Annotated in this window: 18 protein-coding genes; 10 read left to right on the top strand and 8 right to left on the bottom strand. The window is 67.7% G+C overall.

Annotation, left to right across the window (positions count from 1 at the left end; all coding sequences use genetic code 11):
- Positions 1 to 74 precede the first annotated feature (74 nt).
- Both ACTIF2_RS02385 and ACTIF2_RS02380 read left to right on the top strand, forming a co-directional pair.
- Positions 75 to 1,019 carry an ABC transporter permease gene (locus ACTIF2_RS02385; RefSeq protein WP_439495411.1) on the top strand — a complete coding sequence of 315 codons (945 nt, stop codon included), beginning with the start codon at positions 75 to 77 and terminating at the stop codon, positions 1,017 to 1,019.
- Positions 1,020 to 1,026: 7 nt separating this feature from the next.
- Entirely contained in the window at positions 1,027 to 1,887 is an 861-nt protein-coding gene (locus ACTIF2_RS02380; RefSeq protein ID WP_439495410.1) for an ABC transporter permease, read from the top strand.
- Positions 1,888 to 1,905: 18 nt separating this feature from the next.
- Here ACTIF2_RS02380 and ACTIF2_RS02375 read toward each other — a convergent pair whose 3' ends face one another.
- Complete coding sequence (locus ACTIF2_RS02375; RefSeq protein WP_439495409.1) at positions 1,906 to 2,625, bottom strand: FadR/GntR family transcriptional regulator; 720 nt, start codon at positions 2,623 to 2,625, stop codon at positions 1,906 to 1,908.
- Between the two features lie 175 nt (positions 2,626 to 2,800).
- Here ACTIF2_RS02375 and ACTIF2_RS02370 point away from each other — a divergent pair, with 175 nt between their 5' ends.
- The 4 genes from ACTIF2_RS02370 to ACTIF2_RS02355 all read left to right on the top strand — a co-directional run bounded on the left by ACTIF2_RS02370 (position 2,801) and on the right by ACTIF2_RS02355 (position 6,539).
- Positions 2,801 to 4,495 (top strand): thiamine pyrophosphate-binding protein, encoded by a 1,695-nt coding sequence (locus ACTIF2_RS02370; protein ID WP_439495408.1) that lies wholly within the window; start codon positions 2,801 to 2,803, stop codon positions 4,493 to 4,495.
- A gap of 36 nt (positions 4,496 to 4,531) precedes the next feature.
- A complete protein-coding gene (locus ACTIF2_RS02365) occupies positions 4,532 to 5,410 on the top strand; it encodes an alpha/beta hydrolase (RefSeq protein WP_439495407.1) in 879 nt (292 codons plus the stop codon).
- Between the two features lie 52 nt (positions 5,411 to 5,462).
- On the top strand, positions 5,463 to 6,086 hold the full coding sequence (locus ACTIF2_RS02360) for a hypothetical protein (protein ID WP_439495406.1): 624 nt from the start codon (positions 5,463 to 5,465) through the stop codon (positions 6,084 to 6,086).
- 138 nt (positions 6,087 to 6,224) lie between these two features.
- Positions 6,225 to 6,539, top strand: a complete 315-nt coding sequence (locus ACTIF2_RS02355) for a hypothetical protein (protein WP_439495405.1) — start codon at positions 6,225 to 6,227, stop codon at positions 6,537 to 6,539.
- A 73-nt stretch (positions 6,540 to 6,612) separates the two neighbouring features.
- Here ACTIF2_RS02355 and ACTIF2_RS02350 read toward each other — a convergent pair whose 3' ends face one another.
- The 4 genes from ACTIF2_RS02350 to ACTIF2_RS02335 form a co-directional block, all read right to left on the bottom strand.
- Complete coding sequence (locus tag ACTIF2_RS02350) at positions 6,613 to 7,890, bottom strand: TRAP transporter large permease (protein ID WP_439495404.1); 1,278 nt, start codon at positions 7,888 to 7,890, stop codon at positions 6,613 to 6,615.
- 136 nt (positions 7,891 to 8,026) lie between these two features.
- Positions 8,027 to 8,539 (bottom strand): TRAP transporter small permease, encoded by a 513-nt coding sequence (locus ACTIF2_RS02345; protein ID WP_439495403.1) that lies wholly within the window; start codon positions 8,537 to 8,539, stop codon positions 8,027 to 8,029.
- Positions 8,536 to 9,522 carry a TRAP transporter substrate-binding protein gene (locus ACTIF2_RS02340; protein WP_439495402.1) on the bottom strand — a complete coding sequence of 329 codons (987 nt, stop codon included), beginning with the start codon at positions 9,520 to 9,522 and terminating at the stop codon, positions 8,536 to 8,538. Before ACTIF2_RS02340 ends, ACTIF2_RS02345 begins: the two co-directional genes overlap by 4 nt.
- Positions 9,523 to 9,569: 47 nt before the next feature.
- Positions 9,570 to 10,721 carry a mandelate racemase/muconate lactonizing enzyme family protein gene (locus tag ACTIF2_RS02335; protein WP_439495401.1) on the bottom strand — a complete coding sequence of 384 codons (1,152 nt, stop codon included), beginning with the start codon at positions 10,719 to 10,721 and terminating at the stop codon, positions 9,570 to 9,572.
- A gap of 108 nt (positions 10,722 to 10,829) precedes the next feature.
- On the opposite strand from ACTIF2_RS02335, the gene ACTIF2_RS02330 reads away from it, so the two are divergent.
- Positions 10,830 to 11,738, top strand: coding sequence for a LysR family transcriptional regulator (locus ACTIF2_RS02330; RefSeq protein ID WP_439495400.1), 909 nt, complete (start codon positions 10,830 to 10,832; stop codon positions 11,736 to 11,738).
- Between the two features lie 5 nt (positions 11,739 to 11,743).
- On the opposite strand, the gene ACTIF2_RS02325 is transcribed toward ACTIF2_RS02330, so the two are convergent.
- The 3 genes from ACTIF2_RS02325 to ACTIF2_RS02315 form a co-directional block, all read right to left on the bottom strand.
- Positions 11,744 to 12,553, bottom strand: a complete 810-nt coding sequence (locus ACTIF2_RS02325; protein ID WP_439495399.1) for an enoyl-CoA hydratase — start codon at positions 12,551 to 12,553, stop codon at positions 11,744 to 11,746.
- Between the two features lie 14 nt (positions 12,554 to 12,567).
- A complete protein-coding gene (locus ACTIF2_RS02320; protein WP_439495398.1) occupies positions 12,568 to 13,353 on the bottom strand; it encodes an enoyl-CoA hydratase in 786 nt (261 codons plus the stop codon).
- Between the two features lie 93 nt (positions 13,354 to 13,446).
- Positions 13,447 to 14,643 (bottom strand): CaiB/BaiF CoA transferase family protein, encoded by a 1,197-nt coding sequence (locus ACTIF2_RS02315; protein ID WP_439495397.1) that lies wholly within the window; start codon positions 14,641 to 14,643, stop codon positions 13,447 to 13,449.
- A gap of 99 nt (positions 14,644 to 14,742) precedes the next feature.
- Here ACTIF2_RS02315 and ACTIF2_RS02310 point away from each other — a divergent pair, with 99 nt between their 5' ends.
- The 3 genes from ACTIF2_RS02310 (at position 14,743) to ACTIF2_RS02300 (ending at position 17,016) form a co-directional block, all read left to right on the top strand.
- A complete protein-coding gene (locus ACTIF2_RS02310; protein ID WP_439495396.1) occupies positions 14,743 to 15,435 on the top strand; it encodes an FCD domain-containing protein in 693 nt (230 codons plus the stop codon).
- 61 nt (positions 15,436 to 15,496) lie between these two features.
- The gene (locus ACTIF2_RS02305) at positions 15,497 to 16,465 is read left to right on the top strand and encodes a Bug family tripartite tricarboxylate transporter substrate binding protein (RefSeq protein ID WP_439495395.1); all 969 of its coding nucleotides are present in this window, start codon (positions 15,497 to 15,499) and stop codon (positions 16,463 to 16,465) included.
- Positions 16,466 to 16,551: 86 nt separating this feature from the next.
- Positions 16,552 to 17,016 (top strand): tripartite tricarboxylate transporter TctB family protein, encoded by a 465-nt coding sequence (locus tag ACTIF2_RS02300; RefSeq protein ID WP_439495394.1) that lies wholly within the window; start codon positions 16,552 to 16,554, stop codon positions 17,014 to 17,016.
- The last annotated feature ends 18 nt before the right edge of the window (positions 17,017 to 17,034 follow it).

Below are 17,034 nucleotides of genomic sequence, written 5' to 3'. Positions count from 1 at the left end.
GCGCGCCGCACGCAGTCCCGGCGCGGAGCGATGATCGCTTCGCGCGGACCTCTTTCTGAAAGCCGCAAGGTGCGATGGGCGCTTATCTCGCAAAAAGGCTGGCAGCTTCGGTCGTGACCGCGATCCTCGCGTCCGTCATCGTCTTCCTCCTGGTGCGCTCCGTGCCGGGCGACGTCGTCGGCCAGATGCTCGGCCAGACCAGCGATCCGGTCGCGGCCAGGGCGCTGCGCGAGTTCTTCGGCCTCGACCAGCCCGTCTGGCAGCAATATCTCGGCTGGCTCGCCCGTGTCTTCACGGCGGATTTCGGCACGAGCTGGACCCGCGGCCAGCCGGTGCTCGGCATGATCGGGTCGGCGCTCGGCGTGACCTTGCAGCTCGCCTTCGCGACGCTCGCGCTCGCCACGCTGATCGGCGTGCCGCTCGGCGTTCTCGCCGGCATCTACGAGGGCCGGCCGCTCGACCGCGCCATCCAGACCTTCAACCTGCTCGGCCTCGCGGCGCCGGTCTTCTGGTTCGGCCTGATGCTGCTCGTCGGGGTCTCTGCCGCCTTCGACTGGTCGCCGCCGCTGATGTATGTGCCGCCCACCGAGTCGCTCGCCGACAACCTGTCGATCATGGCGCTGCCTGTCCTGAGCCTCGCGCTGCTGCAGGCGGCCGCCTATAGCCAGTTCGTCCGACAGAGCGTCGTCTCGGCCTTTGGCGAGGATTATGTGCGCACCGCGATCGCCAAGGGCGTGCCGACGCGGACGGTCTTCTTCAAGCACCTGCTGCGCAATATCGCGATCCCGCTGATCACCTTCATGGGCCTGATCCTGATCCAGATCCTCGGCGGGGCGGTCATCATCGAGAGCCTGTTCGCGCTGCCAGGTCTCGGCAGGCTCCTCCTCTCCTCGATCGAGACGCGCGACTACCCCGTCTTGCAGGCCGGCCTGCTGGTCGTCGTGGTCATCGCCATGCTGACCAACCTCGCCGTCGATCTCTTCTACCGGATCATCGATCCGCGCGTCCGGCTGAGCTAGGCCCGTCATGAGCGTCTCCTCCATCGCATCCTCCCATCCCGGCCGCCTGGCGCGACTCGCAAAGCGCGCCCGCCGCGAGCCGGATCTCGCCTTCGGCCTCGTCATCGCCGTCTTCGTGCTGCTGGTCGTGCTGTTCCCCGGCCTGTTCACCGCCCATTCGCCGGTGGCGATCAATGTCGACAAGGCGATGGAGGCGCCCTCCGCCCAGCATCTGTTCGGCACCGACGATGTCGGCCGCGATGTCTTCGCTCGCATCGTCTACGGCGCCCGCATCACGCTCTCGATCTGCGCCTCGGCGTTGGTCGCGGCGGCGCTGATCGGCGGCGGCTTCGGCCTCCTGTCCGGCTTCGTGGGCGGGCGCGTCGACATGCTGCTCGGCCGCCTGATCGACGTGATCCTCAGTTTCCCGCCGATCATCCTCGGCGTGATGGTGACCGGCATCCTCGGCCCGAAAACGCTCAACCTCGTCTTCGCCCTGACGGTGGTCTATGTCCCCGTCTTCTTCCGCATCGCCCGTTCGGGCGCCATGGCGGAGGCCGGGCTGACCTATGTCGAGGCGGCGCGCAGCCTCGGCCTGTCCGAGCCCTGGATCCTGTTCCACCACGTCACGCGCAACGTTCTGCCGCTGGTCCTGGTGCAATGCATGGTGCTGTTTCCGCTGGTGCTGCAGATCCAGGCGGCGTTGGGTTTCCTCGGCCTGGGCGTGCAGCCGCCGACGCCGGACTGGGGCGCCATCCTGCAGCAGGGCAAGGACTACATTCTGCTCGCGCCCTGGATGTCGGCCTTTCCGGGCCTGGCGATCCTGATCACGGCGCTGGCGCTGATGCTGGTCGGCCGGGGCCTGCAGCGGCGGATGGACCAGCGCTGACAGCCGCAGTGGCCGTCTTCAGCTGTCGCTGACCGACATCAGCGTGCGCAGCAGATAGGTGCTGATCAGCTCGCGGGCCGCGGTGGCGTCGCGCTTCCTGAGAGCCTCGACGATCGCGGCATTGTCGCGCGCCGCGGCTTCGCGCACGGCGCTGATCGGCAAGGGATGGCCGCCCGGCCGGCCCCAGCCGGCCTTGCGGCGCGACGCGATGATGGTCTCGAAGACCGAGATCAGGAAGCTGTTGCGCGAGGCGCGCACGATGGCGAGGTGGAGCGCGTATTTGGCTTCCTTGAATTCCGTCCAGGTCGCGGCGTTGCGCAGCGCCTCCAGATAGGCCGACAATCCGGCGAGGTCTTCGCTGCTCGCCCGCTCCGCCACCAGCTCCGCCAGCATCGGCTCGAACATCAGCCGGGCCTCGAGCAGCTCACCGAGACTGAACTGCGCTTCGTCCACGGCACTCGCGACGCCCTTCGCATGATCGCGCGCGACGAAGGTGCCGCGGCCGACATGGCGGATGATCAGGCCCTCGTCGACGAGCTGGTTCATCGTCTTGCGCACGGTGTTGCGCGCGGCCCCGAAGCGCGAGGCGAGCGCCCGCTCGGTCGGCAGCCGCGTGCCCGAGCGCAGCCGTCCCTCGACGATCGAGCTCCGCAGGCTCTGATAGATGGCCTGGCTGTCGGAATCCGATTTGAGCCGCGTGCTGGTCTCGTCCGGGTATTTGGCCAGATTCTCGAGCATGTTGGTCTGATTTGGTCCTGCCAATGCCGCCTATCGATACATCATCTGATTTGATTGTTCAAAAGCGATCGCCCTTCACGGTCGCCGGTCAAGAAACGGTTGGCTATTGGTTGAGGTTGGGTGATATTGGTCTGAAGTCGCCTGGCGACATGAACCAATAGCGAGGACATGCGCCATGACGCAGCAAGCGGGCCGGACAGGCGGACAGATTCTGGTCGACTGCCTCAAGCTGCAGGGCGTCGATCACGTCTTCTGCGTGCCCGGCGAGAGCTATATCGCGGTGCTCGATGCGCTCCATGACGCCGGAGACGAGATCAGGCTGGTGGTCTGCCGCCAGGAAGGCGGCGCCGCCAATATGGCGGAGGCCCATGGCAAGCTGACCGGCCGGCCGGGCATCTGCTTCGTGACGCGCGGCCCGGGCGCGACCAACGCCTCGATCGGCGTTCATACCGCCTTCCAGGACTCGACCCCGATGATCCTGTTCATCGGCCAGGTCGGGCGCGAGTTCCGCGATCGCGAGGGTTTCCAGGAGGTCGATTTCCGCGCCATGTTCGGGCCTCTGGCGAAATGGACGGCCGAGATCGACGATGCCGCGCGCATTCCGGAATATCTGCATCGCGCCTTCCAGACGGCGATGGCCGGCCGACCGGGGCCGGTCGTGCTCTCGCTGCCGGAGGACATGTTGACCGATCTCGTCGAGGGCCGGATCGATCTCGGACGCCGCGCCGAACCGATTCCTGCGGCGCCGCGCCAGGATCAGATCGACGCGCTCATGGAACGGATCGGCGAGGCGAAACGGCCGCTGCTCATCGTCGGTGGCGGCGGCTGGACCAGCCAGGCCGGGCGCGATCTCGCCGGTTTCGCCAATCGCAACCGGCTGCCGGTGGCGGTGGCCCTGCGCTGCCAGGATTACCTGTCGAACCACGAGCCCTGCTTCGTCGGCCATTTCGGCATCGGCGCCGAGCCGAGCCTGGTGAAGCGGCTGGGCGAGGCCGATCTGGTGATCGCGATCGGCCCGCGCTTCGGCGAGATGATGACGGCGGGCTATACTTTGCTCGCGCCGCCTCGGCCCGAGGGCAAGATCATCGTTCATGTCCATCCCGATCCCGACGAGCTCGGCCGGGTCTATCAGGCTGAGCTGCCGATCAATGCCGCGGCCGCGACGGTGGTCGCGGGCCTTGCCGCCCAGGCGCCGCTGGCCGAGCAGCCCTGGGCCGAGTGGGCGCAGGCCTGCCGGGCCGATTACGAGGCGAGCCTTGCGCCCTTGCCGCAGCCGGGCGGCGTCAATCTCGGCGAGGTGATCGCGCAGCTCCGCGCCGCGCTGCCGGACACGACGATCGTCTGTTCGGGCGCCGGGAACTATACCGGCTGGCTGCATCGCCACTGGCATTTCACCGACTACCGCACGCAGCTTGCGCCGACATCGGGCGCGATGGGCTATGGCGTGCCGGCGGCGATCGCCGCGAAGCTGACATTTCCGGACAGACAGGTCGTCTCGGTCGCCGGCGATGGCTGCTTCCTGATGAACGGGCAGGAACTGGCGACGGCCGCCCGCCATCGCCTCAAGATCCTGTTCATCGTGGTCAATAACGGCATGTACGGCACCATCCGCATGCATCAGGAGCGCAATTATCCGGCCCGCGAGAGCGGCACCGCGCTGACCAATCCGGATTTCGTCGCCCTCGCCAGGGCCTATGGGCTCAGCGCCGAGCGCGTCGAGGCGACGGGCGATTTCGCCTCGGCGCTCTCCCGCGCGCTTGGCGCCGAGGGCAGCGCGCTGATCGAGCTGGTGACCGATCCGGAAGCCCTCTCCGTGCGCAGCACGCTGTCGAAGCTCCGCAGTTCGGCGCTGGCGCGCCTCGCCAGCTGACCCAGCCCGATCGCATCCCAACGAAAGAAGGCCGACATGCCTCCAGATCAGCCGCTTTGGTCGACGCTCACGCCGGAGGAGCATGAATTCCAGTATAATCCGCAGGCCGCCTTCCCGAATTTCAAGGATGCGCAGGCGAGCCGGAACGCGGTCAATGCCGGGGCGCTGGCGCGGCTCGCGCGCCATGCCGACCTGGCCTATGGCGACCATCCCCTTCGCAAGCTCGACATCTACCCGGCGAGCGCGGGCGAGGCTGGCCCGGCTCCCGTCCATGTCTTCTTTCACGGCGGCTACTGGCGCGCTCAGGACAAGCAGAACTTTGCCTTTTTGGCCGAGCCGCTGGTCGCCGCCGGCATCACGACCATCGTGGCCAATTACGAGCTCTGCCCGGGCTCGACCCTCGACGGGGTGGCCGAATCGGCCCTCGCGGCGGTCGGCTGGCTGCGCCGCGAGGCGGCCGGCTTCGGCGGAGATCCCCGGCGCGTCAGCCTCTCGGGCCATTCGGCCGGCGCGCATCTCGTCGCCGAATGCATGGCCCATGACTGGTCCGCCGAGGGCGTCGATCCCTCCTTCATCACCGGCGCGGTGCTGATCAGCGGCATCTATGATCCGCGCCCGGTGATCGGCACCAGCGTCAATGCCGAGGTCCGCCTGACGGAAGAGGTCGCGCTGCGTCGCGATGTCGAGCGCCGCCCGGTCTTCGCCCGATGCCCGACCGGGCTCTTCGTCGGCGGCCTCGAGCCCTGGCACTGGATCGACCAGACCTACCGCTACTCCCATCACCTTCATCGCAGCGGCCTGAACCCGGAGGTTCACACCCTGCCGCGTTGGGGGCATTTCGACATCCTGAGCGAGTTCATCGAGCCGGGAAGCCCGATCCTCGAGGCGGTGATCGGCCAGGCAAAGGCCGCGTGAGCCATAACCCGAGCGATCGCCAGCGCAGCAGGATTCAGCCGGAGGCAAGGCAATGAGCAGGCAGCAATGGCGGATCTCCGTCTATGATCTCGGCGCCGGGAAGAGCTGTGTGGTCGCGGCCGCCGGCCATGCCTTCGCCTATGCGGCGGGCGGCGACGCGACGGTGGCGGGAGCGACTGTCGCGGCCGGCGATGGCGCCTTCGCCGCGGGCGGTGAGGCCGTCACGAGCTCCGGAGGCGCCTGGCTCTACGAGATCGCGCCCGGCGCGGCGCCGCCGCGTATCGAGGACGGCCTGTCGCCGGTCCTGTCCCGCCTCGCGGTTCTCGGCGAGGGCGAGCACATGCTGCGCGCCGACAGGGTCGAATCCCAGGCCGGCGCCCGCACGCCCGCCCATCGCCATCGCGGCCCGGGCATTCGCCGGCTGGAAAGCGGCCTGCTGATCGCGGAGGTCGGAGACGATCTCGACCGGATCGGGGCAGGGGGCGCCTGGTTCGAGACCGGGCACGAGACCGTCGTCGGCAGCAATATCAGCGGCGGCGTCAACGTCTTCATCCGGGTCATGCTGCTGCCCGTGGAACTGGCGGGCGGCAAGAGCTCGTTCATCGCGGCGACGCCGGCCGATGCAGACAAGCCGCGTGCCGTCAATCTCAGGCTGTTCGGCGAGCGCCCGATCTGAAGCCCGCCCCCCCGGCGCGCTGCCGCCTTGCCGAAGCGGCTGCGATCGGTCAGCCTCGCCGAATTCACTGCGTCCGGAATTGTGGCTCCAGCCTGACGCGGGCTTGCGGCGGAGCGGGATATTTTAGAGGGTCGAGATATGAGAAGCATTGTTGGTGTCGCCGGCGCGGCTGGCCTGGTCATCCTGGTCTCCGGCTGTGTCGGATCGCAGCGAATCGCCACCCCGACTCAGAATGTGGGCCCGGGCCCCGGCGCCAGGGATGCGAAGCATATCGCCAATGACGGGGCCGGCGGCCTGGTCCTTCCCGATGGAACGCGCGTCGCCGTCGACCGCTCGGGCGGCTTCACGCTGCCGAACGGCGCCTATGTCAGCCGGGATCGCTCGGGCGCGCTGAACCTGCCCAATGGATCGCGCTGCCTGCCAGACGGCGGGAACGGCTATAACTGCCCCTGATGCGAGCGCTGGGGTCCATGGCCGCTGCGCGCAGCGTGGCCATGGACCTGGCCCGGCGCCGTGCCGGTCGCCGCTACCTGTAGACGAGATCTCTCAGCGCGAGCGAGATCCACGGCACATAGGTGATGATCATCAGGCACACGAGCACGATGCCGATGAAGGGCAATAGCGAGCGTGTCATGCGGTCGAGCGAGATGCGCGCCACGGCGCAGGCGGCGAAGAGGTTCACGCCGAAGGGCGGCGTGATCATGCCGAGCGCCAGATTGACCACCATCACCATGCCGAAATGCACCGGGTCGATGCCGAAGCTCGCCGCCACCGGCGCGAGGATCGGGGCGAGCACGATAATCGCCGCCGAAGTCTCGATGAACATGCCGATGACGAACAGGAACGCGTTCACCGCCAGCAGGAACGACCAGCCGCTGTCGAAGCTCGCGATGATATAGGCGCCGATCTGGGCCGGAACGCCGGCGCGCGTCAGCAGGAAGCTGAACAGACCGGCCATCGCGATGATCATCATGATCACCGATGACGAGACGACGGATTTGCGCAGGATAGCGATGACGGTCGCGAGGTCGAGTTCGCGATAGATGAAGCAGCTGACGACCAGTGCATAGAACACCGCGACGATCGAGGCCTCGGTCGGCGTGAAGACGCCGCCATAGATGCCGCCCAGGATGATCACCGGCATCATCAGCGCCAGCGCCGCATCCTTGGTCGCGGCGCCGACCGCCATCCGGCCTTCCTTGTCGTTCTTGCCGTAGCCGCGGATGCGGCACCAGACCCAGACCGAGACCATCAGCGCGGCGCTGACCAGGATGCCCGGCCCGAACCCGGCGACGAAGAGCTCGCCGATCGAGACCTCGGCCGCGACGCCGTAGAGGATCATCGGGATCGAGGGCGGGATGATCACGCCGAGTTCCGCCGCGCTCGCCTGCAGCGAGGCGGCAAAGGAGATCGGATAGCCGTGCTTGACCATGGCGGGGATCAGGATCGCGCCGATCGCGAAGGTGGTCGCGACGCTGGAGCCGGACACTGCCGCGAAAATCATGCAGGTCAGGATGCAGGTGCAGGCGAGCCCGCCCTGCACGCCGCCGACCAGGCTCTTGGCGAAATCGACGAGCCGGCGCGAGATCCCGCCCTCGCCCATCAGGTTGCCGGCGAGGATGAAGAACGGCACGGCCGCGAGCGGGAACTTGTCGAGCGCCGCGAAGGCCTGCTGCGCGACGAGCACCAGCGGCAGCGAGGTGAACAGGCCCAGCCCCGCCACCGCCGCCAGCCCGACCGCGATCGCGACCGGGACGGAGAGCATGAACAGCGTGCACATGGTCACGAGCATGGTCGCGGTCATGACGTTGCTTCCTCAGAGCAGGATGCGAAAAAGTGGGAGCCGGTTTTTCGCATTGATCCGGCTCCAACTTATGGGGGAGAGACGGATTCAGCTTTCAGGTGGATCGCCGTGCGGTCCCACCTGAAAGCATCCGGCTCTAGACGGCCGTGTCGAGTTCGTTGCGCCGCGGATCGAAGAACTGCGCGATCACGGCGAGCATGGAGAGCGCCGCGCCCGTCGGGATCGCGGCATAGGCGTAGCTGATCGGGATCTCGAGCCCGGCCAGGTTCTGGAAGCGGACGCGCGCGACGAGATCCCAGCCGAACCAGAACAGGATCCCGAGCAGGGTCAGCGTCGCCAGCGCGATCGCCCCTTCCAGCAGCCGGCGCTGCCGGCCCCGCGCCAGCCGGTAGAGCAGGTCGACCGAGATCAGCGAGCCGGCGCGGATCGCCGCGGCCAGGCCGAGATAGGTCATCCAGATCAGCAGCATCCGGATCAGCGGCTCCGACCAGGTCGCCGGCTCGTGCAGCACGAACCGCGTCACCACCTGGAACAGGCCGGAGCAGGCCGCCGCCGTCAGCATCAGGCAGGCGGCGGCGAGGCTCGCTTCGGTGACGAGACGCTCGGTGCGCAGCAGCAGCGCGACGGCCCTGTTCGACTGCGTCCTCATTTCTGGTCCCGGATGCGGGCCAGCGTCGCCTCGCCGAAGCGCTTGCCGAGCTCGGTGAAGGCGCCCTTCAGCATCTCCTGGAACTTGGCGGTGTCGACCTTCTCGACGACCTGGAGGCCCTGCTGCCGCAAGGCGTCGACGCCGGTCTTCTCGACCTTCGCGACCTCCTCCTTGCAGATCTGCATGGCGCGCCGCGCCGCTTCGAGGAAGAGCTTCTGGTCGTCGGCCGAGAGCGCCTCGAAGGCGCGCGGGGCCATGACGAAGCCGACCGGCGTGAAGGCATGGTTGGTCAGGGTCAGGTATTTCTGGACCTGGCCGAACTTGTTGTTGAGGATCGCGCCGATCGGGTTCTCCTGCCCGTCGACCACGCCCTGCTGCAGGGCCGTGAACACCTCCGGCAGCGCCATCGGCGTCGGCAGCGCGCCGAGCGCCCGCCAGACCTGGAGATGGATCTGGTTCTCCTGAGTCCGGATCTTGAGGCCCTTGACGTCCTCCGGGCCGTTGACCGGCCGGCGGCTATTGGTCAGCTGGCGAAAGCCGATGCCGCCAAAGGCGAGGCCCTGCAGGCCCTTGGCCTTGAACTTCGCCAGCATCTCCTGGCCGACCGGGCCGTCGAGCACCGCCTGGGCATGGTCGAAGTCGCGGAACAGGAAGGGGATGTCGAAGACCTGGACCTCGGGCACGAAATTCGCGATCACCGAGGTCGAGGGCACCGTGAGGTCGACGGTGCCGAGCTGGAGGCCTTCCAGCACTTCGCGGTCGCCGCCGAGCGCGCCGCCGGGATGGAGACGGATCTCGATCCGGCCATTGGTCTTGGCCTTGATCTCGTCGGCGAAGGCCTGCATCGCGATGCCTTCCGGCGCCGTCGAACGCCCGACGAAGCCGAGATTCAGGACCTTCGCCGATTGCGCCGCGGCCTGCTGCGCGATGCCCAGGCACAGGCCGCTCACCAGCGCCAGCCGCAGGATGGAATTGAGCTTCATGGTCGTCTCCTCTGGTGTTTGGAGGCCGGTTGGCCCGGCCGTTGCGGTTATTCGGTCGTCCAATGCCGGGTCACGAAGGGCGCGAGCCTTTCGGGCGTGAGGTCGAGGCCGAGGCCCGGTGCATCCGGCACCGCGACGGCGCCTGACGCATCGAGCGGATGGCTGCCGAAGGCGCTGCGCAGCGGGTTCTCGGACGGGTCGTATTCGAACAGCGGGAAGCGCAGCCGGCCGCGACGCTCCGGCAGGCAGGCGGCGAAATGCAGCGAAGCCTGGAAGTTCACGATCGAGCCCCAGACATGCGGCACCAGCGCGGTGTCGAAGGCGTCGCACAAGGCTGAGATGCGCATGCCCTCGCTCAGGCCGCCGCAGAGCCCGAGATCGGGCTGGACGAAATCGAAGACCCCGGCGGCGAGATAGTCGCGGAAGGCGCGCAGGCCGAACAGCGCCTCGCCGCCGGCGAGCGCGACCGGCAGCGCCGAGGCCAGGCGGCTGTAGCCGGGCAGGTCGTCATAGGCGATCGGCTCCTCGAGCCAGACCGGGTCGACTTCGGCGAGACGCCGGCCGACCGCCAGCGCGCCCTCGACGCTGAAGCCCTCATTCAGGTCGATCATCAGCGGCATCTCGGCGCCGATCAGCTTGCGGATGCGCTGGGCGGTCGCGCCGTCCTGGCGCGGCTCGGTGCCCATCCGCACCTTGATCGCGCGAAAGCCGGCGTCGAGATAGCCGGCGATGTCCGCGTCGAAGTCGCGGTAGGGATCCTGGCCGGGCTTCATGAACGGGCCGCTGACATAGGCGGGAATCGCGCTGCGCAGCTTGCCGCCGAGCAGCGCGTGCACGGGCTTGTCCGCGATCGTCCCGGCGAGGTCCCAGAGCGCCACGTCGAGCCCACCCATCGCCATGGTCGAGATGCCGCGGCGGTCATAGCCGAGCCCGGCATTCATCCGGTGCCAGTTGGCGCGCGGGCAATCCGCCGGCTGGCCGAGCAGATGCGGCGCAAAAATCTCGCGGATCAGGGCAGTGGCCGCTGCCGGATAGGCCCAGGTCTCGCCCCAGCCCGTGGCGCCGCATTCGCTCGTGACGGCGATCAGGAGCGCGCTGCGCCGGTCGAACATCTGGCGGGAATTGCCGATCGGCTCCCGCAGCTGGCAGGCGATCTCGTAGCCGTCGATGCGGGCGATCTTGGGGGGAGCTGACAGCATGAAATCCGGTATCTGGCGAACCTTGAGGAACGCCGATCCCTTAAGCAGCTTTGCGAAGATCAATCCAATTTGATTATCTGCTGGCTAACTCATCAGGATTCCTGAATTATGCGCCTGACGCTCGCTCAGCTCGATGCCTTCTATTGGGTCTCCCAGCTCGGTTCGGTCCAGCTCGCGGCGCGCCAGCTCAACCTGGCGCAACCGACGATCTCGCTCAGGATCAAGGAACTCGAGCAGAGCCTCGGGCGCGATCTCTTCGAGCGGGCAGGGCGTGGCCTGCGGATCACCGATGCCGGCGTCGACCTGCTCGAGCGCGCCCATGTCATTCTCGCTGAAGTCGGGAAGATCCGCGAGGAGCGCACCGTCGAGGTCAGCGGGACGATCCGCATCGGTTTCGCCGAGGGCGTCGCCATGGTCTGCCTCGCGCCGTTCCTCGAGGCGCTGCGCCAGGATTATCCGGCCCTCAAGGCCGAGCTCTACGTGGCCACCAGCTCGGCCCTCGAACGGGACATGGGCGCGCATCGCCTCGACCTCGCCTTCCTGGTCAATCCGGTCGGCCAGGCGGGTTTGCGGATGCTGCCGCTCGGGGCGCAGCCGACGGTCTGGACGGCGTCGCCGCGCTGGGGTCTGGAGGGGCGGGTGCGGCCCGCCGACTTGCGCAGCGTGCCGATCATCTCCAATCCGCCACCCTCGGCGATGTACCGCCAGATCGTCGACTGGTTCTCCAGCGCCGGGTTCGAGCCGGCAAGGCTCGATCTCTGCACCAGCGTCACCGTCGTCGCCCATCTCGTCGCGTCGGGCGTGGGCGTTGGCCTGCTGCCGCTGAAGATGATCGAGACGCAGCTGCAACAGGGCGTCCTGCTCGTCCTGAACACGCAGCCGCAGGTCGAGCCCGGCCGCCTGTTCTCGACCTTCTGGGAGGCCGGGCAGACATCTGCCGTGCACGCGGCGATCCGGACGCTCAAGGCAGTGATCTCGCGGATGGACTACCTGGTTTCCGAGAGTTCCGCCGGCTGACCGCGCTATGGATGCCGCCCTGAAAACTGCGGCGCGCGCTTCTCGAGGAAGGCATTCATGCCTTCCTTGAAATCGTCGCTCATGTAGCACATCAGGATCAGGCGATCGCCGTCGTCGCGCGGGATCGCGGGCCTGAGGCGGCGCAGCGCCTGCTTCGTCGCCTGCAGGGTCAGCGGCGCATGCCCGGCGACGAGGCGCGCCAGCTCCTGCGCGCGCGCCATGATTTCGGCAGGCTCGGCCACGACTTCGCTGACGAGCCCGATCGCGAGCGCCTCCTGCGCCTCGAACAGCCGCGCCGTGAAGATCAGCTCCTTCAGCCGCGCGGTCCCGAGCAGCTCGGCGAAGCGGGCATAGTTCGACATCGACAGGCAGTTGCCGAGCGTGCGCGCGATCGGGAAGCCGAACCTGGAATTGCTCGCCGCGATGCGCAGGTCGCAGCAGCCGGCGATCGCCGCTCCCCCTCCGGTGCAGGCACCGGCGATCGCCGCGATGGTCGGGGCGCGGCAGGTCTCCAGCGCGCCCAGCACGCGGTCGATGCGCGCCTCGTATCCGAGCGCGTCTTCCGGAGTGCTGAAACTGCGGAACTGCGCGATGTCGGTGCCGGCGGCGAAGGCGCGCCCGCCCGCGCCGGTGAGGATCATGGCCCGGATCGAGAGGTCGGCATTCACCGTCTCGCAAATCTCGATGAGCCGCTCATACATCTCGAAGGTGAAGGCGTTGCGCGCGTCGGGGCGGTTGAAGGTGACCGTCGCGATGCCGTCCGCAACGTCGTAAAGGATCGTAGGCAGGGCTTGCGTCTCGGCGCTGTCGGACATCGTCGTTTCCTCGCTCAGCGTCCCTTGAAGTTCGGCTTGCGCTTCTCGGCGAAGGCGCGCCGGCCCTCGGCATAGTCCTCGCTGTCGAAGCAGGCTTTCACCAGCCTGTCGCAGAGGGCGAGATCGCGCTCCGCCTCGTCCTTCAGCGCCTCGTTCACGATCTGCTTGATCGCGGTCACCGTCAGCGGCGCATTGCCGGCGATGGTGCGGGCATAGTCGGTGACATAGGTCTCCAGCTCGGCCTGCGGGACGATGCGGTTGGCCAGCCCCATGGTCCGCGCTTCCTCGGCGTCGAACTGGCGGGCCGTGAAGAAGATCTCCTTGGCGAAGGAGGGCCGCACCACCTCCATCAGCCGCCGGATGCGGGCATAGCCGTAGCCGAGGCCGAGCTTGGCGGCGGGGATGGCGAATTTCGCCGTCTCGCTGCAGATGCGCAGGTCGCAGCAGACGGCGAGATTCGCGCCACCGCCGATGCAATAGCCCTGGATCATCGCGATGGTCGGCTTCTCGATGGCCCGGAGCGCGCTATAGGTGCCCTCGGTCGCCTCCTCATAGCGCTTCACCGCCTCTTCCTGCGCGCGCTCATCCTCGAATTTCGAGATGTCGGCGCCCGAGACGAAGGACTTTTCGCCGGCCCCGCGCACCACCACGACCCGCACCTCCGGATCGGCTCGGAAATCGGCGATGATCCCGATCGCGGCCTCCCACATCTCCAGCGAGACGGCGTTGTGGCGCTCGGGATTGTTGAAGATCAGCCAGCCGATGCCATCGGCCTTGCGGGCGATCATCTTGTCGGTCATGGGCGAAAATCCTGACTGCGGTCGCTTCGGTTAGAGCGTTTTCGAGCGAAGTGGACACCGGTTCGCGTGAAGAAAACGCGGCAAAACAAGAGCCTAGATCGTGCCATTGGCGCGGAAGGCGGCGATATCCGCAGGCGAGAAGCCGATTTCGCCGAGGATCTCGTCGGATTGCTCGCCCTGTTCCGGCGGCGGCACGCAAATCGAGCTCGGCGTGTCGCTGAGCTGGACCGGCTGGCCGACGAGCGTGATGTCGCGCGCGAGCGCTGGCGAATGGATGCTCTGCGCGATTCCGACATGCTGGACCTGCGGGTCGGCAAAGACCTCGTCGATGCTGTTGATCGGGCCGCAGGGCACGCCGACTTCGCTGAAGCGCGCGATCCAGTAGCTGCCATCCTGCGTCTTGAGGATCGCGTTGATCTCCTGGCCCAGGGCATCGCGGTTGCGGGAGCGCAGGGCCGCACTGGCATAGTCCGGATGCGTGATCAGGTCGGTGCGATCGACCGAGCGGCAGAAGCGCTCCCAGATCGCCTGGCCGGTCACGGCGATGTTGATATGTCCGTCGGCCGTCTGGAAGACGCCGGTCGGGATGCTGGTCGGGTGGTTGTTGCCCGCCTGCTTGGGGACGTCGCCATCCATCAGCCAGCGCGCCGCCTGGAAATCGAGCATCGCGATCTGGGCCTGCAGCAGCGAGGTCTGGACCCACTGGCCCTTGCCGGTTTCCTCGCGTGCCAGGAGCGCCACCATGATGCCGAGCGAGCAGTAGAGCCCGGCGGTGAGGTCCGCGACCGGGATGCCGACGCGCACCGGCCCCTGCCCGGGCAGGCCGGTGATCGACATCAGCCCGCCAAGGCCCTGCGCGATCTGGTCGAAGCCGGGCCGCGTCGCATAGGGCCCGTCCTGCCCGAAACCCGAGATGCTGGCATAGACGAGGCGCGGGTTGAGCGCGGCCAGCTGCTCATAGGCTATGCCGAGGCGATGCTTCACATCGGGGCGGTAGTTCTCGACGATCACGTCGGCCTTTTCGACCAGCCTGTGCAGGACCGCCTTGCCCTCCGCCGATTTGAGATTGAGCGTCAGGCTGCGCTTGTTGCGATGCAGGTTCTGGAAATCGGGGCCGTGGCGCGGGCCGCCCGGCCCCTCGCCCGGCTCGAGCTCCGGCGGCGTCTCGATCTTGATAACGTTCGCGCCCCAGTCGGCGAGCTGGCGCACGGCGGTCGGTCCGGATCTCACGCGGGTGAGATCGAGCACGGTGAAGCGGGACAGCGCTAGCGAGGCGGGTTTGAAAGGCATGGCCTTCTCCTTCGCCGCAACCTGCCGAGCAGAATGCAAACTGTCAACAATCATACGTCAACTGTTGACAGTTGTGTTTTGTGGGTGGACGATCAGGCCATGAACGACGTGATGTCAGCCATCGCCCAGCGCCGCACCCAGACCCTGACCGGTATCGTCCAGGACGAGATCGAGCGCATGATCCTGAGCGGGGAGCTCGCGGCCGGCGAGCGCATCAACGAACAGGCGCTCGCCGCCCGCCTCGGCGTCAGCCGCGGGCCGATCCGCGAGGCGACGCGCGGACTGGTCCGCTCCGGCCTGCTCAATTCGGTCGTCAATCTCGGCGTGTTCGTCCGCCAGATTCCCGACGACGAGGCCAATGAGATCTACGACGTGCGCGCCGTCGTCTTCGGTTTCGTCTGCCAGAGACTGGCCGGGCGGATCACGCCGGCGCAGCGCGAGGCGCTGTCGGGGCTGATCGCGCAGATGGACGACGCCATCGAGCGGGACGGGGGCGCGAACTATTATCGCCTCAACCTCGAATTTCACGACGCGATCCTGGATTTCGCCGCCCATGGCCGCGCCAGGCAGACCTATGAGGCGCTGATCAAGGAGACCCATCTCCTGCGTCAGAGCGCGCTCAGCACGGCGCCGCGCATGCGCGAATCCAATGCCGAGCACAGGGCGATCGTCGCGGCCATGGCCGCCGGCGATGCCGATCGCGCCCGCCTGCTCGCCGAAGATCACGCCCATGGCGGCAAGCGCCGCTGGCTGGTCGCGCGCCAGGAAGCGGAGGACGGCAAGACGGCCTGAACACAGGATGGGGACGAGCCCGAATGGGGCCGACCCAAAGGCAACGGAGGAGGAAACGACAATGCCAGCACACCGGAAGACGTGCCTCGCGCTGGGCTTCGGCCTCGCGCTCCTGGTCGCGGGCGCAGCCCAGGCCCAGGAGGCGTTTCCGTCCAAGCCGATCGAGGTCGTCACCCATGCAGGCGTCGGCGGCGGCACGGACATCACCGCCCGCATGATGATGGTCCAGGCGCCCGCCGCGTTGAAGACCGAGCTCGTGGTCGCCAACAAGACCGGCGGCAGCGGGTCGGCCTCGCTCGGATATGCCGCCTCCCGTCCCAAGGACGGCCACACCATCATGCTGATCACGCAGACCCATCTGCTGACCCTGCTGCAAGGCAAGGGCGGGGCGGTGAAGGTCGGCGATCTCGTCGGCATCGCCCGCGCCACCGAGGACCCGCAGGTCCTGATGGTCGGGGCCAGCAGCCCCTACAAGACGGCGCAGGACTTCATCGCGGCGGCCAAGACCAAGCCCATGAAGTTCGGCACCACGCAGATCGGCAGCGTCGATCACATCGCCGTCGTCGGCTTCGCCGAGAAGGCCGGCCTGCAGAAGCCGACCGTCGTGCCCTTCCGCGGCGGCGGCGACATCGTCGTCAACCTCGTCGGCGGCAATCTCGATGGCGCGCTGCTGAACTATGCCGAGGCTGAATCGCAGATCAAGGCGAATGAGGTCCGGGCGTTGATCGTCTTCGCCAAGAGCAAGATGGACTCGTTGCCGCAGACCCCGACGGCGGCCGAGATCGGCATTCCGGCGGTCTATTCGACGACGCGCGGCTTCGCCGTCCTGAAAGGCACGCCGGAGGACCGGATCAAGGTGCTCGAAGAGGGCCTGGTCAAGGCGATGCAGGGCAAGATCTACCAGGATTACCTGAAGAGCTCCGGCCAGTCCGGGAGCAGCGTCGTCGGCCGCGCCGAATGGCAGGCGGAGATCGACGAATTCCTGAAGACCGGCGACGCCGCCCTGACCTCGCTCGGGATCAAGAAATGATGGCCCGGCAGCTTCCGTCGCCGGCAACCACGCTTGCGGCACCGACGACGGAGGGTGGCGACGAAACATCCGCCAGGGCCGGGCCCGTGCCCGGCCGTGCCCACCCGGATGTCGTGACCGGCCTCGTCGTCGTTGCGCTCTGCCTCGCGGTCTGGGGCCTGACCCTGGCCTTCGACGATGTGCCTGCGGCGATTTCCACGGGCATGGCTCCGGCGACGTTTCCGCAGCTTGTGCTCGGCGTCATCATCGTGCTGGCCTGCTGGCTCGCCTTGACCGCGAGCAGCCGCTGCCAGCCGGAGATCGAGGCGGTGCATCCGATGGTCTACGCCACGGCCGCCGCGATCGGCGGCGTGATGGCGGCCATGGCCGTGTTCGGGATCCACGGCGCGGTCGTCGCGTCGATCATCGGCATCGGCCGTCTCTGGGGCGAGCGGCGGTTGTGGCTGCTGGCGACGATCGCCGTCGGCATGTCGCTTTCCCTCCATTTCGCCTTCGTGCGCGGCTTCGGCATCGGCCTGCCCCGCGGATTTCTTCAGACCTGGCTGAACTGAGCAGCCGGCACGTCGCGC

The organism is Allobosea sp. (assembly GCF_051860145.1).
In the GTDB taxonomy this organism is placed as follows: domain Bacteria; phylum Pseudomonadota; class Alphaproteobacteria; order Rhizobiales; family Beijerinckiaceae; genus Allobosea.
The sequence above is the reverse complement of the archived record's forward strand: the minus strand, read 5'-3'. Positions and strand labels throughout refer to the sequence as shown.